This is a genomic window from Labilibaculum sp. DW002 (genome assembly GCF_029029525.1).
GTDB lineage: Bacteria > Bacteroidota > Bacteroidia > Bacteroidales > Marinifilaceae > Paralabilibaculum > Paralabilibaculum antarcticum.
Genome location: NZ_JAKJSC010000008.1, coordinates 71,853 through 96,594 on the forward strand (window position 1 = coordinate 71,853; position 24,742 = coordinate 96,594).

21 protein-coding genes are annotated in these 24,742 nt (G+C 37.3%); 5 read left to right on the plus strand and 16 right to left on the minus strand.

Going from position 1 to position 24,742, the window contains the following annotated elements; translation table 11 throughout:
- Nucleotides 1–11: 11 nt before the first annotated feature.
- The 4 genes from L3049_RS19295 (at nucleotide 12) to L3049_RS19310 (ending at nucleotide 6,962) form a co-directional block, all read left to right on the plus strand.
- Nucleotides 12–3,581: a PKD domain-containing protein gene (locus tag L3049_RS19295; protein WP_275111469.1), complete on the plus strand. Its 3,570-nt coding sequence runs from the start codon at nucleotides 12–14 to the stop codon at nucleotides 3,579–3,581.
- Nucleotides 3,582–3,759: 178 nt separating this feature from the next.
- Nucleotides 3,760–4,608, plus strand: a complete 849-nt coding sequence (locus tag L3049_RS19300) for a hypothetical protein (RefSeq protein ID WP_275111470.1) — start codon at nucleotides 3,760–3,762, stop codon at nucleotides 4,606–4,608.
- A 76-nt stretch (nucleotides 4,609–4,684) separates the two neighbouring features.
- Nucleotides 4,685–5,686, plus strand: a complete 1,002-nt coding sequence (locus L3049_RS19305) for a S41 family peptidase (protein ID WP_275111471.1) — start codon at nucleotides 4,685–4,687, stop codon at nucleotides 5,684–5,686.
- Nucleotides 5,687–5,891: 205 nt separating this feature from the next.
- Nucleotides 5,892–6,962 (plus strand): ATP-grasp domain-containing protein, encoded by a 1,071-nt coding sequence (locus tag L3049_RS19310; RefSeq protein ID WP_275111472.1) that lies wholly within the window; start codon nucleotides 5,892–5,894, stop codon nucleotides 6,960–6,962.
- Between the two features lie 59 nt (nucleotides 6,963–7,021).
- On the opposite strand, the gene L3049_RS19315 is transcribed toward L3049_RS19310, so the two are convergent.
- From L3049_RS19315 to L3049_RS19390, 16 genes are all read right to left on the minus strand, one after another.
- Entirely contained in the window at nucleotides 7,022–8,014 is a 993-nt protein-coding gene (locus L3049_RS19315; protein WP_275111473.1) for an electron transfer flavoprotein subunit alpha/FixB family protein, read from the minus strand.
- 12 nt (nucleotides 8,015–8,026) lie between these two features.
- Nucleotides 8,027–8,809: an electron transfer flavoprotein subunit beta/FixA family protein gene (locus L3049_RS19320; protein WP_275111474.1), complete on the minus strand. Its 783-nt coding sequence runs from the start codon at nucleotides 8,807–8,809 to the stop codon at nucleotides 8,027–8,029.
- Between the two features lie 93 nt (nucleotides 8,810–8,902).
- On the minus strand, nucleotides 8,903–10,042 hold the full coding sequence (locus L3049_RS19325) for an acyl-CoA dehydrogenase (protein ID WP_275111475.1): 1,140 nt from the start codon (nucleotides 10,040–10,042) through the stop codon (nucleotides 8,903–8,905).
- A gap of 122 nt (nucleotides 10,043–10,164) precedes the next feature.
- Nucleotides 10,165–11,370, minus strand: a complete 1,206-nt coding sequence (locus L3049_RS19330) for an acetyl-CoA C-acetyltransferase (protein ID WP_275111476.1) — start codon at nucleotides 11,368–11,370, stop codon at nucleotides 10,165–10,167.
- A 56-nt stretch (nucleotides 11,371–11,426) separates the two neighbouring features.
- Complete coding sequence (locus L3049_RS19335) at nucleotides 11,427–12,086, minus strand: 3-oxoacid CoA-transferase subunit B (protein WP_275111477.1); 660 nt, start codon at nucleotides 12,084–12,086, stop codon at nucleotides 11,427–11,429.
- A gap of 80 nt (nucleotides 12,087–12,166) precedes the next feature.
- Entirely contained in the window at nucleotides 12,167–12,955 is a 789-nt protein-coding gene (gene kamE, locus L3049_RS19340) for a lysine 5,6-aminomutase subunit beta (RefSeq protein WP_275111478.1), read from the minus strand.
- 152 nt (nucleotides 12,956–13,107) lie between these two features.
- Complete coding sequence (gene kamD / locus L3049_RS19345) at nucleotides 13,108–14,661, minus strand: lysine 5,6-aminomutase subunit alpha (protein ID WP_275111479.1); 1,554 nt, start codon at nucleotides 14,659–14,661, stop codon at nucleotides 13,108–13,110.
- Between the two features lie 6 nt (nucleotides 14,662–14,667).
- A complete protein-coding gene (gene kamC, locus L3049_RS19350) occupies nucleotides 14,668–16,086 on the minus strand; it encodes a lysine 5,6-aminomutase reactivase ATPase KamC (RefSeq protein ID WP_275111480.1) in 1,419 nt (472 codons plus the stop codon).
- 4 nt (nucleotides 16,087–16,090) lie between these two features.
- Nucleotides 16,091–17,098 (minus strand): lysine 5,6-aminomutase reactivase subunit KamB, encoded by a 1,008-nt coding sequence (gene kamB / locus L3049_RS19355; RefSeq protein WP_275111481.1) that lies wholly within the window; start codon nucleotides 17,096–17,098, stop codon nucleotides 16,091–16,093.
- Nucleotides 17,098–18,348, minus strand: a complete 1,251-nt coding sequence (gene kamA / locus L3049_RS19360; RefSeq protein ID WP_275111482.1) for a lysine 2,3-aminomutase — start codon at nucleotides 18,346–18,348, stop codon at nucleotides 17,098–17,100. Before kamA ends, kamB begins: the two co-directional genes overlap by 1 nt.
- A complete protein-coding gene (gene kdd / locus L3049_RS19365; protein WP_275111483.1) occupies nucleotides 18,348–19,382 on the minus strand; it encodes an L-erythro-3,5-diaminohexanoate dehydrogenase in 1,035 nt (344 codons plus the stop codon). The genes kamA and kdd overlap by 1 nt, the downstream gene beginning before the upstream one ends.
- Before the next feature lie 64 nt (nucleotides 19,383–19,446).
- Nucleotides 19,447–20,292: a 3-keto-5-aminohexanoate cleavage enzyme gene (gene kce / locus L3049_RS19370; protein WP_275111484.1), complete on the minus strand. Its 846-nt coding sequence runs from the start codon at nucleotides 20,290–20,292 to the stop codon at nucleotides 19,447–19,449.
- 7 nt (nucleotides 20,293–20,299) lie between these two features.
- On the minus strand, nucleotides 20,300–20,683 hold the full coding sequence (gene kal / locus L3049_RS19375) for a 3-aminobutyryl-CoA ammonia lyase (RefSeq protein WP_275111485.1): 384 nt from the start codon (nucleotides 20,681–20,683) through the stop codon (nucleotides 20,300–20,302).
- Between the two features lie 13 nt (nucleotides 20,684–20,696).
- Nucleotides 20,697–21,344 (minus strand): CoA transferase subunit A, encoded by a 648-nt coding sequence (locus tag L3049_RS19380; RefSeq protein ID WP_275111486.1) that lies wholly within the window; start codon nucleotides 21,342–21,344, stop codon nucleotides 20,697–20,699.
- A 570-nt stretch (nucleotides 21,345–21,914) separates the two neighbouring features.
- A complete protein-coding gene (locus tag L3049_RS19385; RefSeq protein ID WP_275111487.1) occupies nucleotides 21,915–22,430 on the minus strand; it encodes a hypothetical protein in 516 nt (171 codons plus the stop codon).
- 119 nt (nucleotides 22,431–22,549) lie between these two features.
- Nucleotides 22,550–23,230, minus strand: a complete 681-nt coding sequence (locus tag L3049_RS19390; RefSeq protein ID WP_275111488.1) for a zinc metallopeptidase — start codon at nucleotides 23,228–23,230, stop codon at nucleotides 22,550–22,552.
- 296 nt (nucleotides 23,231–23,526) lie between these two features.
- On the opposite strand from L3049_RS19390, the gene L3049_RS19395 reads away from it, so the two are divergent.
- Nucleotides 23,527–24,693, plus strand: a complete 1,167-nt coding sequence (locus L3049_RS19395) for a 1-acyl-sn-glycerol-3-phosphate acyltransferase (RefSeq protein ID WP_275111489.1) — start codon at nucleotides 23,527–23,529, stop codon at nucleotides 24,691–24,693.
- Nucleotides 24,694–24,742: the final 49 nt, after the last annotated feature.

Genomic DNA, 24,742 nt, shown 5'->3' on the forward strand with positions numbered 1-24,742 from the left:
AGGAAATCAATATGAAAAAAATACTCCTGGTCTGTTTTTTCTGGCTATTTGCCTTAGCAGGATTTAGTCAGAACCAGATAACAGAATATGAATATTGGATTGATGATGATATCGCAAACAGAACATCTGTTAACCTATCGTCTCCAAGTAATAATATTGCAATAAACGAACTAGTAGATTTATCAACTGTATCCGATGGATTGCACTCTATTAGTATTCGATTTAAAGACACCAATAAGGTATGGAGCAACACTGTAAATAAACTATTTACCAAACGCGAAGCTTTGGCTCCATCTCAAAGTTTACATACCCTACAATATTGGTTCGATAATGATCTTGAAAATGAAGTAACGACCACTTTTGTATCAACCGACAAATTGGATCATTCCGATTTAATCGATTTATCGGCCTTAAGCAATGGAATGCATTTGATTAATTATCGTGTTAAAAATGAATCAAACATTTGGTCTTGTGTAGTTTCAAAACAAATTATTAAGCGTGAAGCATTGGCTGAATCGCAAAAACTGAATACCATACAATATTGGTTCGATAATGACATTGAAAGGGCAATAACAAGCACTTTTGTAGCCACAAATCAATTGGATCATTCCGAATTGATTGACTTATCGGCCTTAAGCAATGGAATTCACTTATTGAATTATCGCATAAAGAATGAGGCAAACATATGGTCTTGTGTAGTTTCAAAACAAATTATTAAGCGTGAAGCATTGGCTGAATCGCAAAAGCTGAATACCATACAATATTGGTTCGATAATAATGTTGAAAGTGCAATAACAAGCACTTTTGCCGCTACAAATCGATTGGATCATTCCGAATTGATTGATTTATCCACCTTGAGTGGTGGAATGCACTTATTGAATTATCGCATTAAGAATGAAGCAAACATATGGTCTTGTGTTGTATCAAAACAAATAATTAAACGAGAAAATAACACACAAGCACATCAACTTACAACAGTTCAATATTGGTTTGATAGCAACATCGAAAATATTGTAACTACCACTATTCCTGCAAGCGATAAAGTTGACAGTAAGGAGTTGATCGAACTATCTGAATTACCAGTTGGACTTCATGTTATTAATGTCCGAATTAAAGACGAAAGTAACATTTGGTCTTCGGTAGTAACAAAACAATTTATTAAAAGTCCAATTCAGCAAGTAGCCAAACTGAATCAATACCGATATTGGTTTAACGACGATCTTACCAATCTGACTACTGTAACTATTGATCCTACAACAGTTCAATTCTCTTTAAATGAGATGGTAGATGTACTGTCCATCCCGCCAGGAGTCGATCAAACCATCAGTTATCAATTTAAGGATGATCAAGGAAATTGGAGTGTGCCGCTTAGCGATACCATTAATCGCATTGCAGTTGTTAAAGCAAGCTTTACTGCCGACAACACCGAAAACTGCGGTTCTTTAACAGTTCAATTCACCAATAATTCTACTGATGGAGAAAGCTATCTGTGGGATTTTGGAGATGGAAATACAAGTACCGAAATTGATCCAAGTTACACTTATAATACAGCAGGTTCGTACACCGTTTCGTTAACAGCGACAAACGACACTTATTCCTTATCGGATGTTTCTAGCATGGCAGATTTAATAACCATTCATGCTATACCAGCTGTTAATTTAGGTGCTGATATACAAATCTGCGAAGGCAATGATCATACCTTTAGTATAGCTGATAATTTTGCGCAATACTTTTGGAATGATGCAAGTGGAACCAATGAATTCACTACTGCCATTGCTGGAGATTATACATTACGCATAGTTGATTTAAATGGCTGTGAAGCAACAGATATTGCAAACTTGTCCTTCTTTACTGCTCCTACAGTTGATCTTGGTGCTGATATTCAAATCTGCGAAGGCAATGAATATACTTTTAGTGTAGCTGACAATTTTGTGCAATACTTCTGGAACGATGTGGAAGGCACAAATGAATTAATTGCAGCTACCGAAGGTGATTATAAGTTAAAAGTTATCGATGCAAATGGATGTGAGGCAACTGATGTTGCAAACCTAAGCTTTCACTCTGCTGCAATTATCAATTTAGGTGATGATGTTCAAATTTGTGAAGGTGGCTCACACACTTTTAGTATTCCTGATAATTTCGAGCAGTACTTTTGGAATGATGTAGAAGGAACCTACCAGTTCTCTACAGAAGTTACTGGGGAATACACCTTAAGAGTAATAGACATTAATGGCTGTGAAGCAAGCGATGTGGTAAACTTACTTGTTAATTCTACGCCAAACATAGATTTAGGAGAGGATATCTTAATCTGTGAAGGTAATTCACATACCTTTAGTGTCGAAGATAACTTTGCTCAATATTTCTGGAATGATTTGGAAGGTACAAACGAAATTATCGCAACAACAGAAGGCAATTATTCTTTAAGGGTTATCGATAACAATGGCTGTGAAGCAACAGACAATGTTAGTCTAACAATTTCATCCATATCAATTAATTTAGGACAAGATGCACAAATCTGTGAAGGTGGCGCATTCTCCCTTAGTGTTCCAGATAACTTTACCCAGTATTTTTGGAATGATGTAGAAGGAACAAATCAATTTTCAGCAACTGAAGAAGGTACGTATACGCTTCGGGTTATTAACGCCAATGGATGCGAAGCTACCGATGAAGTTCATTTAACGGTATTCCCTGCTTCAACAATTGAGCTTGGTGATAATGTTATTGCTTGTGAAGGATCTGAGCACACCTTTAGTGTTGCGGACAATTTCGCACAATACTTCTGGAATAATGTAGAAGGTACAAATGAGTTCCTAACTAGCACCGAAGGAACATACACCCTTCGAGTAATTGATAACAATGGATGTGATGCAACAGATGATGTGAATTTTTCATTTTACACTTCTCCATCTGTTGATTTAGGTAATGATATCAATATCTGCGAAGGCTCAGAACATATTTTTAGTGTGGCTGACAATTTTGTGCAATACTTCTGGAACGATGTGGAAGGCACAAATGAATTGATTGCAACTACCGAAGGTAATTACGGCTTGAAAGTTATCGATGCAAATGGATGTGAAGCAACAGATGCAGTTCATCTAGGACTTTACGAAACTCCAGAAACACCAATCGTAAGCTATGCCAATGGAATTCTCTCATCTACTATCGAAAATGGGTACCAATGGTATTTAAACAATCAGACTCTAAGCGGATTCACAGCCCAACAATTCACCCCAGAACAAGATGGTAATTACTCCGTTGAAGTTTGGAGCGAATTTGGATGCAAATCTTCACAATCAGAATCTGTCGAAGTAATACTTGTTGGTATTGCAGACCTATTAAAAGAAAACATGTCGATTTATCCGAACCCAACCAAGGGCAAACTTGTTATCGATTTACGAAATAACTTCAACCATGTATCTACTCTACAGCTAAAACTGCTCGATTCGAGCGGAAAACTAATCTTGTGCAAAAAACTAGAACCAATAACCACTCTAGACTTGAGCAGTTATCCGTCAGGATTGTATTTTATTCACTTTATCAACCTTAATGAAGCAGTTAGCTTCAAAATTGTTAAGCAATAATGTAAGTAGAGATACATTTTAGTTAGCAGCGAGGGAATTCACCTATTATTGGTGGGTTCCCTTTTTCTTTTTCATGAATATAAAAAACCTAGCCATGTACGTGTTTGCACGAACATGGTTGTCTTAACCCTACTTGGTGCCAAACTAAGTGCAAATAATTACTAATATCAATTCACAAATGAAAAGAAAACAGCTCATTATTTTATTGTTGGCAATTTGTCCTTTAGGAGCATTTAGCCAAATGCAAGAAAGTAGTTTATCAAAAAAAGAAATTCGTAAATCAAGACCAACATACATCAATCTTAGTGCTGGTCTTAACATTTCAAAACTCAGAGATTTTGCAACCTCTCCACTGTTTTACAACGGAACAGCAAAAACATTTTCAGTTTCCCGCTTAAAAGCAGATGACAATAGAGAAATTGAAATTGGTCTGTCATACGGATTCGGAAATTACAGTTCAAGTTTTAACGGCACCACATCAACAAGTCAAATAAAAACATTTGCATTTAATTATTCCCAATTATATGCAATTCGATCTTTATCAACCGAAAAATGGAACGTTAGAGTTGGAGCACTCTTTAATACCACAGGTAATTTTCGAGTTAACCCAATTTTACAAAACAACTCAACAGGATTAGAACTTTTCTCTACCTTATTTGGGTCCGTTAAAGCAACCCGTGATATCTCAAGCCTTAATCGTTTTTTATTTTTCAAACTCAAGCCTGCAGATAGAACTCTTTCGTTTCGATTTAACCTTGGATTAATGAACAATACTTATCGAAATGGCTATGCATATTCTGGCCAAGAAGGTGTATTAAATGATGATGGCTTTCTAAAATCATATGAATTCAAAGCTTTTTCAGGAGCAAGATTCAGCTCTGCCTTAGATTACACAGTGTATCTAAAAAACAAAAATGGAATACGCCTTTCTTACGAATGGGATGCTTACAAAACAGGAGGGAACTTAGATCAATTCGAGATGAGTAATCACACTCTTAAAATAGCTCTCTTATTCAATAAAAAGTAATAAAATACTTTACTCACCAGTTCACCAGAAGGTGTTATTAATGATTTAGTATCTCGAAAAATAAAAAAATAATACAATGAAAAAGATATATTTAGCACTCCTAATAATTCCATTCTTTTTTTCTTGCGAAGACGCGATGTTCGAAAAAGATTTGGCTTCCACTGATCCAATGACAAACTTTGAATACCTATGGACCCAATGTGATGAAAAATACTCCTATTTTGAATTAAAAAATATCGACTGGGATCAAATTAAAACAAAGTACTCGGCAAAAATAAGTAATGACATGTCGGAGGAGGCATTGTTTACCGTATTAGGCGATATGCTTACCGAACTTAAAGATGATCACACCAATTTGATTTCCGATTTTAACATATCCTTTTTTGGCGTAGATCAACTGGGTCAGGATAATTACGATTCTCGAATTGTAAAAGACCAATACCTATCCGAAGATTATTATATCTCGGGCCCTTTTACTCACGATTTTCTAGCCAATAATGAGGTTGGCTACATACGCTTTGGTTCATTTACGGGCACAGTAGACAATACAAACCTTGATTTTATTTTGAATCGTTACAAAAACACAAAAGGTCTGATTCTTGATTTAAGAGAAAATGGCGGAGGTGCCGTTACCGATATTTTTAATATTCTGAGTCGCTTTGTCGAGAAAGAAACAATCTTGAATTACTCAAGAATAAAAACAGGACCAGCACACAACGATTTTTCGGAAGATAAACCTGTAAAAGTTACTCCTCACGATGGCATTAGATACACAAACAAAGTAATGGTATTGGTCGACAGAGGAACATACAGCGCAGGATCGTTTACCTCTTTAGCAACAAAGGCATTGCCTAACATGATTCTTGTAGGAGATACAACTGGTGGCGGATTAGGCTTACCAAATGGTGGTCAGCTACCAAATGGTTGGACTTATCGATTCTCAATAACTCAAGCTTTAACATTGGATAAAAATAATACATTCGAAAACGGTGTTCCTCCAGATATTAAAGTTTCATTCGATTGGGATGACCGTACAAAAGATGAAATTATCGAAAGAGCCTTGAAAGAGCTTCTTTAAGCGTGAAAACTTAATCTTAAAAGGGAATTCACCTATTATTGGTGAGTTTTCTTTTTTTAACCCTATAAAAATACCTTACACATTCTTGGATATCCTTTACCAACTACTAATCAACGCATTTAACACATCTATCATTTAATTTTGCTTCGGCTTGCCTAAATACCTATATTATATAGATATATACATAATCAGCAAAATGCAGAAGATGAATATTTTACTCGTAGATGATAAAGGAGGACCGTATATTCTGGATACAATCCGATGTTTGAGTTATAAACAAGATGTTAATATCTATGTAGTATCACCAGAACGCAAAGAATATTTTAATACCATTCCCTATTCTCGTCACGTTAAAAAATATGAATACCTTAATTTCAAAAGCAAAAAAGAGGAAATTGAAAAAATTAATGTCAAAATAAGGGAATGGAAAATAGATGTCGTTCTTCCTGTAAAACAATCGAACTATACATTTTTCGCTAGTTTAAATGGAGAATTTGATCGTTCTCTTCTTCCTCCTCAATCCACAAAAGAAACCTTAGAAATCGTTTCTGACAAATGGCTACTTTTTAATTGGCTGAAAGAACATTCATTTCCAACACCAAAAAGTTATTTAGTTTCAGAGGAAAATCTTCAATCCATAACATTTCCAATACTTCTAAAACCAAAACTAGACACAAACGGAAATAAGGTTAAAATGATTAAGTCAGCAGATTCTTATCTAGAAACCACAAAAGAAAATAATTTTAACAAGGAAGATTTCATCCTTCAGGAAAATATTTATGGTGAAGATATTGATATCAGCTTACTAGCCAAAAATGGTATTATTAAAGCCTATACAATCCAAAAAGGATTGGTTAGAGAAGCTCTTTCTTTCGCTACAGGAATTGAGTTCATTGATAATAATGAACTGTTAAAGCAAACCGAAGCTATTATCAAAAAACTTAACTGGAATGGCATTGCTCACTTAGATTTTGTTCACGATCCTAAATCTAACTCCTATCACCTTATTGATTTTAATCCTCGCTTGTGGTCTACTTTAATTGGCTCTTTATACGCTGGTGTTAACTTTCCAATATTAATGGTAAAACTCGCACAAAATCAAACAATCGATTTTATTGGCTATCGTAAAACTCAATTTTATCTTGCCCAACAAGCACTTCAACAAGGCAAACTAAAAAGCATTAAAAACTCTTCTTGGAAATATGTGCTAAATGATCCGCTTCCTGAAATAGTAAAAACTTATAAAAAACTAAGTTCGATCATTAAACTTAAATAAAAAGCCTACTCGAAATGCATCGAGCAGGCTTAATAAACACTAGTTAGTGATATTCTTATCTATTTCTCCAATCTTTCGTTTAGTTTTTTGATGATTTGCTTAGCGTCACCAACAATACCAAGGTCTGACACCTGGAAAATAGGTGCGTCCTTGTCTTTGTTTACCGCGATAATCAAATCTGAATCTTCCATACCTGCAACATGCTGAATCGCACCTGAGATACCGAAAGCAAAGTAAAGGTCCGGACGAACCGTTTTACCTGTCTGCCCTACCTGGCGCTCGTGTCCGATATAACCGGCATCAACCATAGCACGAGAAGCTGAAACTTCAGCATCAAGCGTAGTAGCTAATGAATCCATGGCATCGAAACCTTCCTGATTACCAATACCACGACCACCTGAAACCAAGATACGTGCTTCAGTAATATCGATTAGATCCGTTTCTTCCTTAACGGTTTTAACCAACTTTACTTTGATCTTCGAAGAATCGAATTCAACTTTATAGTCAGTAATAATTCCTTCACGACTTGTATCAGCATCGATAGCGAACAAAACGCCCGGACGAACGGTTCCCATTTGAGGACGGTGATTTTTACAAACGATAGTTGCCATTAGGTTACCACCAAAAGCCGGACGAGTCATCAACAACTCACGGTTCGCTCCCACTTCAATCTTCGTACAGTCAGCCGTTAAACCTGTTTTAACACGAGCTGAAACACGTGGTCCCAAATCACGACCTAAAGTCGTTGCTCCGATTAATACTGAATCTGGCTTTCTGTCGTTGATAATTTTGCAAATAGCCTGAGTGTATGGCTCAGTTGTATAATCAGCCAATTCTGGCGCATCAACAACTAAAACCTCATCAGCACCAGCAGCAATAAGCCCTTGTGCCTTAGCAGCGATGTTATGCCCTAAAAGCATAGCATAAACCTTATCGTTTAACTCATCTGCCAATCGTCGTGCTTGTCCCAAAAGTTCCAATGCCACATTCTGAACAAAGCCTTCGCGCTGCTCAATAAAAACATATATGCCTTTGTAATCTTCTAAATTCATAGTCTCAACGATTTATAGAATGAATTTTTCTTTCATCTTGTTAATAATGATTCCAACAGCCTCGTCAGTATCTACCTCATAAAGTTCGCCAGCTGGTTTTAAACCACGAGCAAATGCTTTGTGTACACTTGTTGGTGATCCCTTAAGACCCAAAAGTGTTTCATCAACTTCAATCTGATCTTTACCCCAAACCTCAACTTCTTTTTGGTAAGCATCAACAATACCACCAACACTCATGTAACGAGGATTGTTAGCTGAAGCAAGAACAGTCACCACACAAGGTGCTTCCACCTCTAAAATTTGGTAACCTTCTTCGATATGACGTTTCATTGTGAATGTTTTCTCACCATCAAATTTCAAATCTTCAAGATAAGATACCTGAGGTAAATCAAGATGCTCAGCAATCTGGGGACCTACCTGTGCAGTATCACCATCAATCGCCTGACGACCGGTAATCAAAAGGTCGAAATCAAGCTTTTTAAGCGCTCCTGCAAGTGCGTATGATGTTGCAAGAGTATCAGCTCCAGCAAACTTTCTATCTGTTAAATGGATGGCTCTATCAGCTCCCATTGCAAATGCTTCACGAAGAATTAAATCCGCTTGTGGAGGTCCCATCGTAATCACAGTAATGTGAGCACCCTTTTCTTCTTTTAACTGTAGCGCCATTTCCAAACCACCCTTATCATCAGGGTTGATAATACTTGGTACGCCTTCTCTGATTAGAGTTCCTGTTTTTGGATCGATTTTAATCTCGGTAGTATCAGGAACCTGCTTTATACAGACAACTATTTTCATTTTTTCTGATTTTATTGAAACAACAGATCAACTGCGTTTCGGTAATGATTCATACGGTCAAGACATGTCCTGACCCTACAATTACATTATATCTTACTTAAGCATATTAGCTGAAATCACCATTCTCTGAACTTCAGAAGTTCCTTCGTAGATCTCAGTAATTTTAGCATCACGCATCATACGCTCAACCGGGTATTCGCGAGTGTAACCATAACCACCGTGCAATTGAACGGCTTTGTTTGTTACCTCCATAGCTGTTTCGGCTGCATAAAGCTTAGCCATAGCTGCATCAACAGAATAAACTTTCTTTTGATCTTTTTTGTAAGCCGCTTTGCGAACCAACATACGAGAAGCTTCTGTTTTTGTGTTCATGTCAGCCAACTGGAACTGTGTGTTTTGGAAAGCAGAAATGGCACGACCAAACTGTTTTCTTTCTTTCACATATTTCACAGTCTCATTAATTGCACCCTGAGCTAAACCTAAAGCCTGAGCAGCAATACCAATACGACCACCATCAAGGGTTTTCATAGCGATACCAAAACCTTTGCTCAATTTCCCTAACATATTAGTTTTAGGCAATACACAGTTTTCAAAAATCAATTCGCAAGTTGCAGAACCTTTAATCCCCATCTTCTTCTCTTTCTTACCGATAGAGAAACCAGGTGTGTCTTTTTCAATAATGAAAGCTGTGATACCACGAGTTCCCTTAGACTTATCAGTCATAGCAAAAATCACATATACATGTGCATATTCAGCATTGGTAATAAAGATTTTAGAACCATTGATGATATAGTTATCGCCATCTTCAACAGCTGTTGTTTGCTGACCAGCAGCATCAGTACCCGCATTAGGCTCAGTTAAACCAAAAGCTCCAATCCACTCACCAGAAGCAAGCTTTGGCAAATATTTTTGCTTTTGCTCTTCGGTTCCGTGCTCTAAAATAGGAGCTGCACACAAAGATGTGTGAGCTGAAACAATAACGCCAGTTGTACCACATACCGCTGAAAGTTCTTCAACAGCCATAGAATACATTAGGTTATTTCCACCTGCACCACCATATTGCTTTGGAATTGGAATTCCCATGATACCAATTTTTGCCATTTTCTCAACCGTTTCGATTGGAAAACGCTCTTGCTCATCAACTTCTGCAGCAAGTGGCTTTACTTCATTTTCAGCAAAATCTCTAATCATTTGCTGGAACAATTCCTGTTCTTTTGTTAGGCTAAAGTCCATATTTTTTATTAGATGTTTGTAGAAAAAACACAATACGCCTCTATACTCATCACTATAAATCCCTGTTTACAAGGGCTGAGATAAGACAGATAACATACTGCGCTCTAACGACTCAGTACTAATTAAACGTTCTTAAGAATCAAAGCAGTACCCATACCACCACCAATACAAAGTGATGCTAAACCGAATTGCTTATTTGTACGTTTCATCTCGTGAATTAAACTTACAGTAATACGTGTTCCTGATGCCCCAATTGGGTGACCTAATGCAATAGCTCCACCATTCACATTATTTCTCTCCTGGAAAAATTCCGGAGCTACACCGTGATCTTCGCATAATTGCTTAACCACACCTAATGATTGTGCTGCAAAAGCTTCATTCAATTCCAACACTTCCATGTCAGTTAATTTCATATCAGCCTTTTTTAAAGCGCTTGCAATAGCAGGAACTGGTCCCATACCCATAATAGCCGGATCTACACCACCCTGACCAGTAGCAACAATCTCTGCAAGTGGAGTCAAATTATGCTCTTTTACAGCCTCTTCAGAAGCAACCAATACAAAAGCAGCACCATCATTAATACCAGAAGCGTTACCAGCTGTTACCGTTCCATCCTTTTTGAAAGCAGGACGTAAACCAGTTAATTTCTCTTCGCTTGTTCTACGGTTGATGAACTCATCAGCATCGAAAACAATTGTTTCTCTACGTGATTTGATTTCAACAGGAACAATCTCATTCTTAAAATGACCTGCATCCTGTGCGGCCATCGCTTTTTGCTGAGATGCAAATGCAAAAGCGTCTTGATCTTCGCGAGTCAGGCTATATTTTGCTGCAATATTCTCAGCAGTAATACCCATGTGGTAACCTTCGAATGCATCTGTTAAACCATCGCATACCATATGGTCAACAGTTTTAATATCCATCATTTTATGTCCTGTACGAACGCCACCTGGCATTACAAAACCTGCAGCAGACATATTCTCAGTACCACCGGCAATAATCATGTTAGCTTCGCCTGATTTAATATTAGCATAAGCCAAATTGATTGTCTTCATACCAGAACCACAAATCATGTTAATTCCATAAGCTGGTACCTCTTGAGGCACACCTGCTTTAATTGAAGCCTGACGTGCAATACCTTGCTTTTGACCTGCCATTAGGATATTTCCTACAACAACTTCATCAAGTTTAGATGCGTCGATCTTAGTTTCTTCAATAATATTTTTGATAACTCCTGCAGCTAAATCAGCAGCGGCAACCGGAGTTAGTGTTCCTAAAAATTTTCCTATAGCCGTTCTTTTGGCTGCAACGATATATACTTTACTCATTGTATTTTAATTTTCTAATTGGTATAACATCGTTAAGGATTCGACGAATCGTTTCCCTACTTTTTCATTTCAGCCAGATCCTCTGCAATAATCAATTTTGCATCGGTAGCTTCTTGTACTTGCTCAACAGTAAACATTGGGTTAATCTCAGTTAAAAGAATTCCCTCAGGCGTAATTTTCATTACTCCCATTTCTGTGATAATCATTTCCACTTGCTCTGCAGCAGTTAATGGCAAATCACAAAGTGTCATAATCTTGTGATTACCTCTGGCTGTGTGTTCCATTGACAGGATAACACGCTTTGCACCTACAATAAGGTCCATTGCACCACCCATACCTGGCGTTTTCTTACCTGGAATCATCCAGTTAGCAAGATTCCCTTTTTCATCAGCCTGAAGAGCTCCTAAAAAAGTAACATCAACATGTCCGCCACGGATAATAGCAAAAGAAGCTGCAGAATCGAAACTACTTGCGCCTTCCTTATAAGTAATATGTCCGCCACCAGCATTTACAAAATCCTTATCTTCTTCACCCTCAGCTGGGACAGCACCCATGCCAAGCAAACCATTCTCCGATTGAAGAATTACGTTTACATTATCAGGGACATAATTAGGAATAAATGTAGGCAAACCAATTCCTAAGTTTACTACATCACCATCTTGTAATTCGAGAGCAGAACGCTTCGCGATGATCTCTCTGATTTCTTTTTTATCCATTTGAGTGTTTTTTTAGTATTCAGTATCAAGATGTAAGTATCAAGACTTAAATCCTGATACTTTGTACTAGTTTCTCGTATTTATGCGTTCAATCTTCTGCTTAATTCTTGTGCGGCATAAGATGCCACGTCATCAGCATATTTGTTCATACCGAAACCTGCATCGTAACCCAATTCTTTTGCTAATTCATGCGATAAACGTGGTCCGCCACATATTAAGATAACCTTATCACGCAAGCCTTCTGCCTCCAGCATTTCTACCAGTTCAACAAGGTTTTGAATGTGAACATCTTTTTGTGTTACAGTCTGAGATACTAAAAGAACATCAGCTTTCATTTCGATAGCTTTAGCGATGAATTCTTCGTTAGGTACCTGAGATCCCATATTTAAAGCTTCGATCATCTCGTAACGCTCCAAACCATAGTGACCAGCAAAACCTTTCATGTTCATTATCGCATCGATACCCACTGTGTGTGCATCTGTACCTGTACTTGCTCCTACAACGACAACTTCACGTCCAATATGCTCTTTGATGAAATCATCTGTTTCGTGCATGTCCATTGTCGTTGACTCTACTTTTGGTACAACGATACTTGTAAAATCTACTGTATGAATTGAGCTACCGTAACAGTTGAAAAAGGTAAAACCTTCCATAAGTTCCTGTACAAATACAACTTGTACATCTTCGAAACCCATTTTTTTCATCATCTGCTTAGCAGCCTCAATCGCCTCTTCGCCTTTAGCTACAGGCAATGTGAAACTTACCTGAGTTTTACCATCGTTCATGGTATCACCGTAAGGCTTAATTTTTGTTAGATCTAAGGTCTTGTCGAATTCATTCGAACTGGTAGAATAAAGTCCTCCACTCATTTTGCTTATCTCCTATATTTTAAGCAGAATCAAGAAGTGATCTTAGTTGAGCATTTAACACTCTCCTAAATTCCCTTTGAAAGAGGGAATCACCAGTTCCAAAAAATAATTTTCCTGGAACTTTTTACTTGATCCTTTATACTTGTTATTTGTTACTTTTTATGCAATATTTCAATGTAAGGGTTGAAGTAGTTGCTTCCTTTTTCCACAACTCCATCAAGACCTTTACCACCATTGATTGGACGCTTAATATCAGCGAAAATTCCTTTCTCAAGTGCAGTAAACATTCCCTCTTTTTCAATCTTTTCTAGCAATTCAATTGAATCTGCAAGAATCTTTTGAGCTCTTGTACGAATTAAACCTCCTTCTTTAAATTCAACCTCATCACCAATATTCTTCATATTATTGAAAATGTATTTTGCATTCTCAAGAGAAAGGTAACGGTCAGACATGAAAGGCGTGTGAATTGCTTCCGTCAACATACCCAAAAGTTGGATTCCTTGTCCTGTCCAGATTGAAATCTGATTAAACAAAGCATCTTGTACGTTTCCTTTGAAGATATTACCTGTCATGAATTTTGTAGGAGGCATATACTTAAGTGGTGCCTTAGGGAAGATCTCACGAGTCATTTGAGCTTGTGCTAACTCATAAAGGAAACCATTCTCTAGTCCTGGCTCCATCTCGAAAGCATGACCTAATCCCATTTGCTCTTCCGGAAGATCAGCAATTACCGCTAACTGCTCATTAATAAAGTCAGAAGCCAAAACAGTATGTGCTTCGTCGAATGCATCAGCAGTCGTTAGGTAGTTATCTTCACCTGTATTGATGATTACACCAGCAAAACCATTCAATACTCTTGAGAAGTATTGGTCAACCAATGTACGTTGCATATTGATATCACGGAAAAGGATTCCGTAAAGTGCATCATTCAACATCACATCTAATCCTTCAAGAGCACCCATAGCAGCAATCTCAGGCATACATAGACCAGAACAATAGTTACAAAGGCGAATGTATTTACCTTCTTCCTCACCAATCTTATCAAGGTGAGTACGCATAATTCGGAAGTTCTCCTGAGTCGCAACAGTTCCACCAAAACCTTCAGTCGTTGCACCGTAAGGTACATAGTCAAGTAACGACTGACCTGTTGTACGAATTACAGCAATAATATCGGCACCCTGACGAGCTGCAGCCTCAGCCTGAACAACATCTTCGTAGATGTTACCTGTTGCTACAATTACGTATAAGTATGGTTTAGGGCCTTCACCAATCGTTTCAATATAGTTATCTCTCTTAGCTTTACGATCTCTAATTACCTTAATACTTTTCTCAACAAAAGGTTGAATTGCTTTGTGAATTTCTTCAGTTGAACGAACAGGAATCTTCGTTAGATCCAACTCGCCTGCAGCAATTTTCTCAGCAGCTTGTTGTGGATTTAATCCAGCTTCAATAATTGCATTTCCTAAAAAATACATCACCCCTTGGTTAAGAACACCTTTGTCCTTAATCTCATCCACTACAACATTTGGAAGTGGTACCTCGTTATTGTCAACACCATCAATCCCCAAAAGACGACACAAAGTACGTTCTACAGATACCGTTGTATAGCTATCCACAAACTCCTGAACGTTGTCAGCAATTTTTCTCGAAACGCCCTTTGCGTAGTTAACTTTATCAAAGTCAAGACCTAGTTTACTCCTTTGCATTTTCAATTATCCTTTTATAAATGTATTTTCCTTGCTAGCTTCTTCATCCAAATGGCTTTGCGCTCTTTCAATTATTTCTTTATCGATTCCCAATAAAGAAGCAATTCGAAGCGCTTCATGAGGAACTTCCCCTTCAAGATCCTCAACCAATGAATAATCCATATAACTGTTAATATTTTTGTGGGTGATTACATTTGCACCCAAATCTTTGTCCAAACCTTTCACTCTAAGTTTTCTGAACTTGGATTTCAAACCACTATAATGAGTGGTAATAACACTTCTAACTTTTCCTTGATAAAAAATATCTGCAACAGCATTCACAATTGCCAAACCTTCCACCGGATTTGTTGTTCGAGCCAATTCATCAATCAAAATCAAAACATTATTCTGATTTTGCGAATCCTTTACCATATGACTCACATTCAACATTTCCGAAGCGAAAGAAGACAAGCCATTTAATTCTGACTGCTCATCGCCTACCGATATCATCACTTTATCAACAATGCTAATTTGTGCCGATGTAGCCGGAACAAAAAAGCCAAATTGAAACAAATACTGACAAAGAGCGAGTGTTTTTAACACCACTGTTTTTCCAGCCATATTTGCTCCCGTAATCAAACAAACAGATTTTTCAAGATCAATATCAATTGCTTGATATTGCTTGTTCTGATTTGCCAGTTCATTTTTTATCATCGGGTTGAACATTCCCGTATATAAAGTTTTCCCTTCCGATATTTCCGCCTTACTTAAATTCCATTTACTTACTTGTACCGCTTTCGCGATAAGTAAATCCAAATGCGCCAATTGACTTAATGCATTTGCCAAAATAGCTCCAAACTGAGAAATTTTAGTACAAAGCTCTTCACGAACTTTCGCTTCAATTTCCTGCATTTTGGAAAATAAAACTTCAATATCTAAATCAGAATCACCATTCTTACTTTTAGCCAATTTCAGTTCTTTTCGAGCCTCTGCTAATTCTTCCGAGTAATTGTCGTAGATGTAAAAAGATGGAATTTTTGTATTCTGAGGATCCAACAAACGAATTAGTTGACTTAAGTCTGGAACAGCAAGAAAATTTAATTTCCCTCCCTTTTGCAGTTCTTCAATTTCCTGAACAACCAGAGAAAAAACCTTTATTTCGAACAATTCAACATCATCAAGAACCAAGTTTCCAATCAAATTATTCACGCTGCCGCGGATATCGCGAAGCTGAGCCAATTTATTTTGTAATTTGGCAATCAAATCAGAATTGGATTCTAAGGCTACCACTGCCCGATCAACTAATGTCAATTCTGCAGCAATCTCCTTTTCGCAGCACATCATTTTCGAATCTAGCAGATAGCGTCTTCCCATTGGAGATCTTAAATCAAGATCTTCCATTAAAAATTGCAATCCGCTTGTATGTGCTACTACTTCTCGAAACATTTCTTTACAATCTTTTTATATCGTACACAGGAATATTTACCTTATCCTGCAATGCACTTTTCAACTCATCCGAATTTAATCGGTAACCATCGGGTGAAACTGGGTTAATCGTAATCGCCAATAAATTGGTTTTATTCAAAACCTGCATTTGTCCACCTCTTTTTAAAAAAGCGTAATAGGTTTCAGGTTTTGCAAACACTCGCGTAAAATCTCTTACAACCAAGTTGATTTCAGAAATCTGCTTCTGATTTTTTAAGAATTCTAAAAACTTATCAGTAATCGCACCATTTACAAAAATACGATTCCCCTTTTTAAAGAGTTTATCTTTCGCTTTTTCAATTAATAGAACAGAACTAATTCCTGTATCTATTACATTCCCAACAGAATCAATTGCCCAAATACCATTTTCAACTTCAGCTAATTGAGCTTTCAAATACCTATCAATTTCCGGCAATTGAATTAAATCATACACATACTTGGTTTTATAAACCAATTGTGGAATATTTGCAGAAAGTGCCGCTCCAGTTGCTAATATCATAGCATCAGTCACAGCTGGCGATCCTAAACTCTTGCGTGACAAAGCCCCATCAACAATGCACAGCTCTACCCCTTTGTTTTTTAAATCAGCAATTAACTCCTTTATGGAATGATTGCTGGCTGGTCCTGATAATAGAACCTTGCCTTTGCTCAAAGCTTTTGCGGTAACCAATCGACCTAAACTCGTTGATTGACGAGAGATATCAACAATTTCTGAAATCAGCTTTCGCTGTTTGTAATGCAATTCGGAAGTAACAAAAATCATCCCTTCATAAACCTCAATTTCAGGCTTGTGAGTTTGAGTCACTGCATCGGTATTCTCTCCATCAACACCTATAGAAGTGAGTGCAATTTGTTTAGTGCTGCCGCTCAATCGCGACAGCACATAATTCAAACACTCGGTTTTCCCGGTATTTTTTTCGAGTCCAACAATCGATAAACTCTTGTATTTTTCTATTTCCTTTATAAAAGGCATTATTTTTTCTTATTTCTCTCTTTACGGGCCAAGTGATCTGGTTCAATAGACAACATATCTCCGTTCAATAAAGAAGCAACACCTTCGTGTTTCTCATTCATTGTACAATCCGGACAAGCACACTTGTTATCGTAATGAGTTGGCTCGGTATAAGTTGTAATTACACCCTCGAAGTTACGCAAAATCACTTTAGTTGGACTTTGTGAAACAACATACTGAGGCATAACCGGAATTTTACCACCTCCACCTGGAGCATCAACTACAAAAGTTGGAACTGCAAAACCAGACGTATGACCACGAAGACTCTCGATAATCTCGATACCCTTAGAAACAGGTGTTCTAAAATGTGAAAGTCCCATAGATAGGTCACACTGATAGATATAGTAAGGACGAATACGGTTCATTACCAAGTTGTGAACCAATTTCTTCATGACGTGTACACAGTCGTTAACACCTTTCAATAGTACCGACTGGTTACCCAATGGTACACCTGCATTAGCTAAACGAGCAACAGCTTCTTTAGCTTCTCCAGTCATCTCGTCAGAATGGTTGAAATGCGTATTAACCCAAACCGGATGGTATTTCTTAAGCATATTCACCAATCCTTCAGTAATACGCTGTGGCAATACAACAGGTGTACGAGTTCCGATACGGATAATCTCAACGTGAGGAATATCGCGTAATGAACTAATGATATATTCTAACTGATCATCACCAATCAAAAGAGCGTCACCACCAGAAAGAACAACATCTCTTACTTGAGGTGTGTTTCTGATGTACTCAATTGCTTTGTTGATATTGTCCTTTGGTGTTGAAGCATCAGACTGACCCGCAAAACGACGACGTGTACAGTGACGACAATACATCGAACACATATCAGTAATCAAGAATAATACACGATCCGGATAACGGTGAGTTAATCCAGGAACCGGAGAATCCTCATCCTCGTGTAATGGATCTAAAAGATCAGCATCAGCATGGTGAACTTCCAATCCTGTAGGAATAGCCTGCTTACGAACAGGACATTCTGCATTATCAACATCTACAAGAGATAAATAATATGGTGTAATCGCCATACGTAATGTTGCTAACGACTTCTTAACACCTTCTTCTTCATCAGCAGTAAGGTTAATGTATTTCTTAAGATCCTCTAAAGTTTCAATACGGTTTCTTACCTGCCATCTCCAATCGTTCCACTGCTCGTCTGTAACCTGAGGAAACATTGATCTGCGTCTGTCGTTGTTAGTCATTATACGTATAATTTTTCAAATAACTCTCTAATTCCTTTTGACTCTCTAACGATTTCAAGTGTTAGGTCGGCATGTCCAATTGCATAACCGTTTCCAACAATCATATCAACGTCTTTACCAACACCTTCAGCACCTAAAGCTGCTTTAGAGAAAGAAGTCGCCATAGAGAAGAAATAAACACAACCACGATCTTTAGTAATCAAGATTGAAGACATCTCAGTAGAAGCAACATTTACATTGTTGATTACCACATCACATCCTTCTTCGCCAGTGATTTCAGTTACACGCGTGTAAATATCCATGACGTCAGTTGCATCACCGATCAATACGTCGTGAGCTAATCCTAATTCTTTAATTCGCTGTGCGTTCTCTTCAGAATACTCAACAACAATTACTTTTCCTTTAGGACCTACCTTTTTCATTGCCTGATAGCAACAAAGTACACCTGATTTTCCACCACCACCGATGATGCAAACTGTGTCGCCTTCCTTAACCAAACGATCAACCTGAGCAGGAGCACCCGCTACATCAAGAGCAGCTAAAGCTAATTTCTCCGGTAGGTCAGATGGAAGAACAGCGTAAAGACCTGAAGCGAAAAGAATCGCTTGTCCATCAATATCAACCTGATCATTAGATAGGTTAATATTCGTGATCTTATCGATATTAAGAGGTGTAAGAGATAGAGAAACTAAAGTTGCTACCTTATCGCCTACTTTAAGATTTTGATTTGGAAAATTTGGTCCAACTTCTTTAATTGTACCAATTAACATTCCTCCGGAACCCGTTACCGGATTTTGCATTTTACCACGTTCGCCAACAATAGAAAGAATCATTTCTTCCATCTTAGCCGTATCAGCATTGCAAGCACCTTTTACTTGAGTAAAACTTGCTGAGTCGATATTAAGTGTCTGTACATCAATCAAAACTTCATTATCGTAGATTGACATTGTATTATCCAACTTTTGAGCTGGCTGTGGAAGAGTTCCTTTTGGCTCAAGGACTCTGTGAGTTCCGTATTTGTTTCCTTTGTTCATTTCTATATTCTAAAGCTGTTAGCAATTAGCTGTTGGCAATTAGCTATTCCCGTTACGAAAATCACTAAAAGCCAATGGCATTTTTTATTTTTGCTTTTAAACCTAAAATTTCTCTTGCCTCAGCTGGAGTTGCAATTTCGCGACCAAACTCATTAGCCAAACGAACTACTTTCTCAACTAATTGACCATTCGATTCTGCAACAACACCTCTTGAAATCATTGTGTTATCTTCGAATCCAACACGAACATGACCACCATCGATAATAGCAGCTGCAGCTAATGGGAATTCAAATCGTCCGATACCTGCTACTGTATAAGTTGCATCAGCAGGAATACTACCACGCATGAATACAAAATCGCGAAGTGTTCCGGAGATTCCACCGTTTACTCCCATTACAAAATCGAAGTGCATTGGTGACTTAATAAAACCTTTCTTGTGAAGGCGAAGTGCCATGTCAATCATCGACTTATCGAAAACTTCCAATTCAGGCTTAATTCCTCTTTCAATCATTTTTTCACCGAAATACTTGATCGTATTCTCAGTGTTTTCGAAAATCTCATCACCACCAAAGTTTAATGTACCACAGTCAAGAGTTGCCATTTCCGGATTCAACTCAGTAGGCTGAAGTCTTTCGTCGTTGGTCATACCAACTGCACCACCTGTTGATGGCTGAATAATTACATCAGGATATTGAGCATGGATAGCATCCATTACTAGCTTAAAACGATCTTTATCCTGAGTCGGTGTACCATCGTCATGACGAACATGAAGGTGAATGATACTTGCACCAGCTTTAATTGCTGATCCGGCTTCGCGAACACATTCTTCAACTGTATATGGAACAGCAGGGTTATGCTCTTTTGTTACTTCGGCGCCACTAATTGCGGCTGTGATAATTAACTTTTCCATGGCTTAATTATTTACGTTGGCTAGCTTTTGGCGTCACACAAGTTCCGATAGCACGACATGTTACGATTGGCTCTTCCAGCAAATCACAAGCAGAATCAGAAATATCTGTTCTAGGAACGATAACCTTACGAGCTTCAAATTTCATCTTACGGCTAGAGTTACCTTCTTTGATAATCTCACCTACTGCCTCAATGTAATCGCCAGCATAAACAGGAGCTAAAAATTCAACGCTTTCGTATCCTGCAAACAAACCCTCATCGCCATCACGACGAATCAATAGCTCAGTAGCTACATCACCAAAAAGCTGAAGCATTTTAGCACCATCAACAAGATTTCCACCATAATGAGCATCGTGTGAACTCATGCGTACTCTAATAATTGCTTGTTCCATTTGTATATATTAGTTAGTTGTTTACAATAAAATCTACGAAAATATGAGGCGTTTTGATCTCTTCTGGCTTTAAGCTTCCAGCCTCCACCATTTGTTGAGCCTCTACAATGACAATATCAGCAGCAGTAGCCATCAATGGATTGAAATTTTGAGACGTTCCGCGGTAAGTTAGATTACCATGGGTATCACTCATGCTTGCTCCAATTAAAGAAACATCAGCACGAAGTGGTTTTTCAAGAATAAACTCTTTTCCATCAACAGTAATGATGTCTTTTCCTTCTGCAACAACAGTTCCAAGGCCAGTTGGTGTTAAAACACCGCCTAAACCAGCTCCGCCAGCACGCACACGTTCAGCTAAAGTTCCCTGAGGACTAAACTCAACAATTAATTCACCATTATTCATTTGCTCAATTGAAGCAGTATTAGCTCCAATGTATGAAGTGATAACCTTATCAACTTGCTTATTTGCAATCAATTTACCTAAACCCTTATCGGCAAATGCTGTATCGTTACAAACAATTGTTAAATTTTTAACATTCGATTCAACAATACCATCAACTATTTTATTGGCAGTTCCAACCGTTAAAAAGCCACCAATCATGATAGTCATACCATCTTTAACCTTGGCAACAGCCTCTTCAAATGAAATTATCTTGTTCATCGAAAAAATATTTTTACTGTTTCGCCAAAAAACTCCTGATTTCAAACAAAATAGAAGCTATGAAACTATTTTCGAAACAAAGATATACTTTTAATGCAGTAGTGAAAACGTTTGCGAGTCTTCATATTAAGAATTATTCTAAATGGTGAAAAACTGAAACAACATCATCTTTTGATTCATTCTAAACAAGATCAAATTTCTTATAAAACTGCTCAATATCGATCAATTCTGCGTGTAATTTTAAACATTAATGTTAATTTTACGCTATCGAGTTGAAAAATTTCAATTCGATTCATGCTTAAAAACACACATTAAATTAGTTTTTACTCGACATGTTATACAACATATCAGTGCTTAGAATGCAAAACTTCAAGCAAAAAGTATGATTCTAATCAGAAATTGGGTTATTTCTTAAGAATTTCAGAAGGAAAAAGGGGATTTGAGAATATCCACCCCCTCTCTGCGACTAGCTTTGTCGCAGAATGGAGTTTAGCTATGTTAATGTTTATTTTTTAACGAGTATTATCTTATAATCAAACAAGTATTTGGATTTCTAAAACCCATCGCATTTTAGGCTTTCTTAAAAATTTCAATCTGCCTAAAACCTAATACAAAAAGAGCAATCAGTTTAAGCACCTCCATCAAAATGTACATTTTGTGTACTGAACTTTTTTCTGGAACCATACCCTGCATTATTAGTTGAGCATGTTGTTTTAATTCTGGAAGTAGGTAACCTGACTGCGCAACAATAAATGTGAAAATGGTCAAACCAGTCACAACCACGATCTTATCCGTATAATAAATGAATACATAGATCAATAAAGCAGCACTAAACAGCCGCTCTACCATATTTAAAGCCCCAAAAACATGCGTCCCTACTTCTAAAGCAGTTGGTAAGTCGAGCGATTGTGCCCTAAATTTGACCCAGGCCTCCATAAAACTAATTGCTAAAAGAAAACCAATCCAAACAAAGGAAAGGACAAATCCATATTTTGATATTTTATTCATTTCACCATTATTATTTTGATTGATTAAAAATAAGAAAATGTATTTAATTCTATCCTCTTTTATCATCAAATTATTCATGCGTATTTTAAGACGGGAATTACAAACAGAAAAAGTCCCTTTCCTTTTTCACAAACTCATTTGTAAAAAAGCAAAAGGACAACACATTTCATTTTTATAATCTCCTCACATCAGGATCATTAATCTCGCCTTCCCATGTAAAGCATCACATAATAAAGTAAGGTAGCCAAAGACGAAAGAGCCGCAACAAAGTAGGTGTATGCTGCCCATTTCAAAGCATCGTAAGCACTCTTTTGAGTTTCTTGCGTTGTGATACCCGATGTTTTTAGCCACACAAGGGCACGTCTACTAGCATCTACCTCTACAGGTAAAGTTATAATACTAAACAAGGTAGTTCCTGCAAACAACACGATACCAGCCAAAAGCAATTGTGGAAAGCTATTTACCATGACAATTCCGGCTAAAAGAACCCATTGCACCCACTTGGAACTAAAGCTAACAACAGGGACCAGAGCAGAGCGCATCTGCAACCAAGAATATGCCTGTGCATGTTGAATTGCATGTCCAGTTTCGTGCGCAGCTACGGCCGCTGCAGCAATGCTTTTACCGTAATAAACATCCTGACTGAGATTAATGGTTTTATCTGTCGGATTGTAATGATCTGAAAGCTTACCTCCAACAGAACCAATTCTTACTCCATTGATACCATGATCTCGTAGCATTTGCTCAACAACCTCACGACCTGTCATTCCATTAGCCGTAGGAAGTTGCGAATACCTCTTAAACCTCGATTTTAATTGACTACTCACCAACCAACTTAGTAAAGTGAATGCAATAAATATGATCCAAATTCCGCTCATTTTAATCCTCCAATTATTTTTATTCCAACTGTAATATCAATAAACAAGCTCACAAAGTCAAATTCTTTGCCAAATTTGAATCACTTTCTATTTCTGCCTATTTGACAGATAAAGACACACATAAATGAAGAGCCATCCTCCCCAAACCCAGTTAGATAGTAAACCTATCTAAAAATGCAAATATTTGAATTTCAAGGGGATTAATATATCTGAATGATAAAAAGTAAGTCCTATTTCTTAGACTTTCCATATAATTTGCTTATTTTTGCCTTTCCTTAAAACAAAACGAATCAGCAATGTTCACCGACTCAGATTTTGATGCCATTCGCCCCTATAACGACACTGAAGTAGTAGAAATTATTGGGCGTTTAATAAAAGAAGAAGCTTTTATTCGTTTCGCCCAACAGTTATTCCCAGGATTTTCGAAAGAAATGATTGTGAAATCTCTAGGAGGTGTTAATACAGTAAAAGAATTTCAGAGCAACTTCACTGTTCGACTGGCACAACATATTATCGACCATACTACCAAGGGAATTACCATTGATGGTTTGGACAATTTAGATCCAAAAGAAAGCTATTTATTTATCTCAGATCATCGAGATATTATTTTAGATTCGGCACTACTAAACGTAATGCTTCATAACAATGGATTTGAAACGACAGAGATTGCAATTGGTAGTAATCTTTTAATTCAACCCTGGATTTCAGATTTAGTAAAACTGAACAAAAGCTTTGTTGTGCAAAGAAATGTTTCAGTTCGCGAAATGCTAACTAGCTCCAAGCAACTATCTTCATATATCCAATACGCGTTGAATACTAAAAAAGCATCAATTTGGATTGCTCAAAGAGAAGGGCGAACCAAGGATGGTGACGACAGAACTCAGCAGAGCTTGTTGAAGATGCTACAAATGGATAGTGGAGAATGTTCTTTTTCAGAATATTTTAAAAACTTGCGCATTGTTCCTGTAGCAATTTCGTACGAATACGAACCGTGCGATGCAATGAAAACAATTGAGCTTTATAAAAAAGAAACTGATCCTGCTTTCAAAAAGACTCCAAAAGATGATTTGCGAAGCATGATTAGAGGAATGGTAAATGAAAAAGGACGTGTAAACTTTGTCATTGGAAAGCCTATCTCTGAAATGTTAGATGTGATTGAAAAAATGGAAGATAGCAGAGATAAATACAAAGCTCTTGCGGATTTAATCGATTACAGAATTCACAAAAACTACAAACTGTGGCCAGATAATTACATTGCCTTTGACATTGTAAATAACACGAAAGAATTTGGACACAAATACACCGAAGAAGAAAAGGATCTTTTCTTAAAGCACATGGAGAAGAAAATTAGCTCTGAAGAAGGTGATATGGATCGATTAAGCCAAATATTCCTGGAGATCTATGCAAATCCTGTAAAAAACAGACTAGAACTTACAAAACCGGATTTTATACCGGAGAAATAATATACAATGGCTTTCTTTTCGAAAGCCATTTTTTTATGAACCTTTTTTT

Coding starts and splice junctions, on each gene's coding strand:
- L3049_RS19335 (WP_275111477.1), bottom strand. CDS start 12,086: ATGGATAAAAAAGAAATCAGAGAGATCATCGCGAAGCGTTCTGCTCTC.
- L3049_RS19380 (WP_275111486.1), bottom strand. CDS start 21,344: ATGAACAAGATAATTTCATTTGAAGAGGCTGTTGCCAAGGTTAAAGAT.
- L3049_RS19315 (WP_275111473.1), bottom strand. CDS start 8,014: ATGAATTTAGAAGATTACAAAGGCATATATGTTTTTATTGAGCAGCGC.
- L3049_RS19305 (WP_275111471.1), top strand. CDS start 4,685: ATGAAAAAGATATATTTAGCACTCCTAATAATTCCATTCTTTTTTTCT.
- kdd (WP_275111483.1), bottom strand. CDS start 19,382: ATGAACAAAGGAAACAAATACGGAACTCACAGAGTCCTTGAGCCAAAA.
- L3049_RS19395 (WP_275111489.1), top strand. CDS start 23,527: ATGTTCACCGACTCAGATTTTGATGCCATTCGCCCCTATAACGACACT.
- L3049_RS19385 (WP_275111487.1), bottom strand. CDS start 22,430: ATGAATAATTTGATGATAAAAGAGGATAGAATTAAATACATTTTCTTA.
- L3049_RS19325 (WP_275111475.1), bottom strand. CDS start 10,042: ATGGACTTTAGCCTAACAAAAGAACAGGAATTGTTCCAGCAAATGATT.
- kal (WP_275111485.1), bottom strand. CDS start 20,683: ATGGAACAAGCAATTATTAGAGTACGCATGAGTTCACACGATGCTCAT.
- L3049_RS19300 (WP_275111470.1), top strand. CDS start 3,760: ATGAAAAGAAAACAGCTCATTATTTTATTGTTGGCAATTTGTCCTTTA.
- L3049_RS19330 (WP_275111476.1), bottom strand. CDS start 11,370: ATGAGTAAAGTATATATCGTTGCAGCCAAAAGAACGGCTATAGGAAAA.
- L3049_RS19320 (WP_275111474.1), bottom strand. CDS start 8,809: ATGAAAATAGTTGTCTGTATAAAGCAGGTTCCTGATACTACCGAGATT.
- kamB (WP_275111481.1), bottom strand. CDS start 17,098: ATGCCTTTTATAAAGGAAATAGAAAAATACAAGAGTTTATCGATTGTT.
- kamD (WP_275111479.1), bottom strand. CDS start 14,661: ATGCAAAGGAGTAAACTAGGTCTTGACTTTGATAAAGTTAACTACGCA.
- kce (WP_275111484.1), bottom strand. CDS start 20,292: ATGGAAAAGTTAATTATCACAGCCGCAATTAGTGGCGCCGAAGTAACA.
- kamC (WP_275111480.1), bottom strand. CDS start 16,086: ATGTTTCGAGAAGTAGTAGCACATACAAGCGGATTGCAATTTTTAATG.
- L3049_RS19310 (WP_275111472.1), top strand. CDS start 5,892: ATGAATATTTTACTCGTAGATGATAAAGGAGGACCGTATATTCTGGAT.
- L3049_RS19390 (WP_275111488.1), bottom strand. CDS start 23,230: ATGAGCGGAATTTGGATCATATTTATTGCATTCACTTTACTAAGTTGG.
- kamA (WP_275111482.1), bottom strand. CDS start 18,348: ATGACTAACAACGACAGACGCAGATCAATGTTTCCTCAGGTTACAGAC.
- L3049_RS19295 (WP_275111469.1), top strand. CDS start 12: ATGAAAAAAATACTCCTGGTCTGTTTTTTCTGGCTATTTGCCTTAGCA.
- kamE (WP_275111478.1), bottom strand. CDS start 12,955: ATGAGTGGAGGACTTTATTCTACCAGTTCGAATGAATTCGACAAGACC.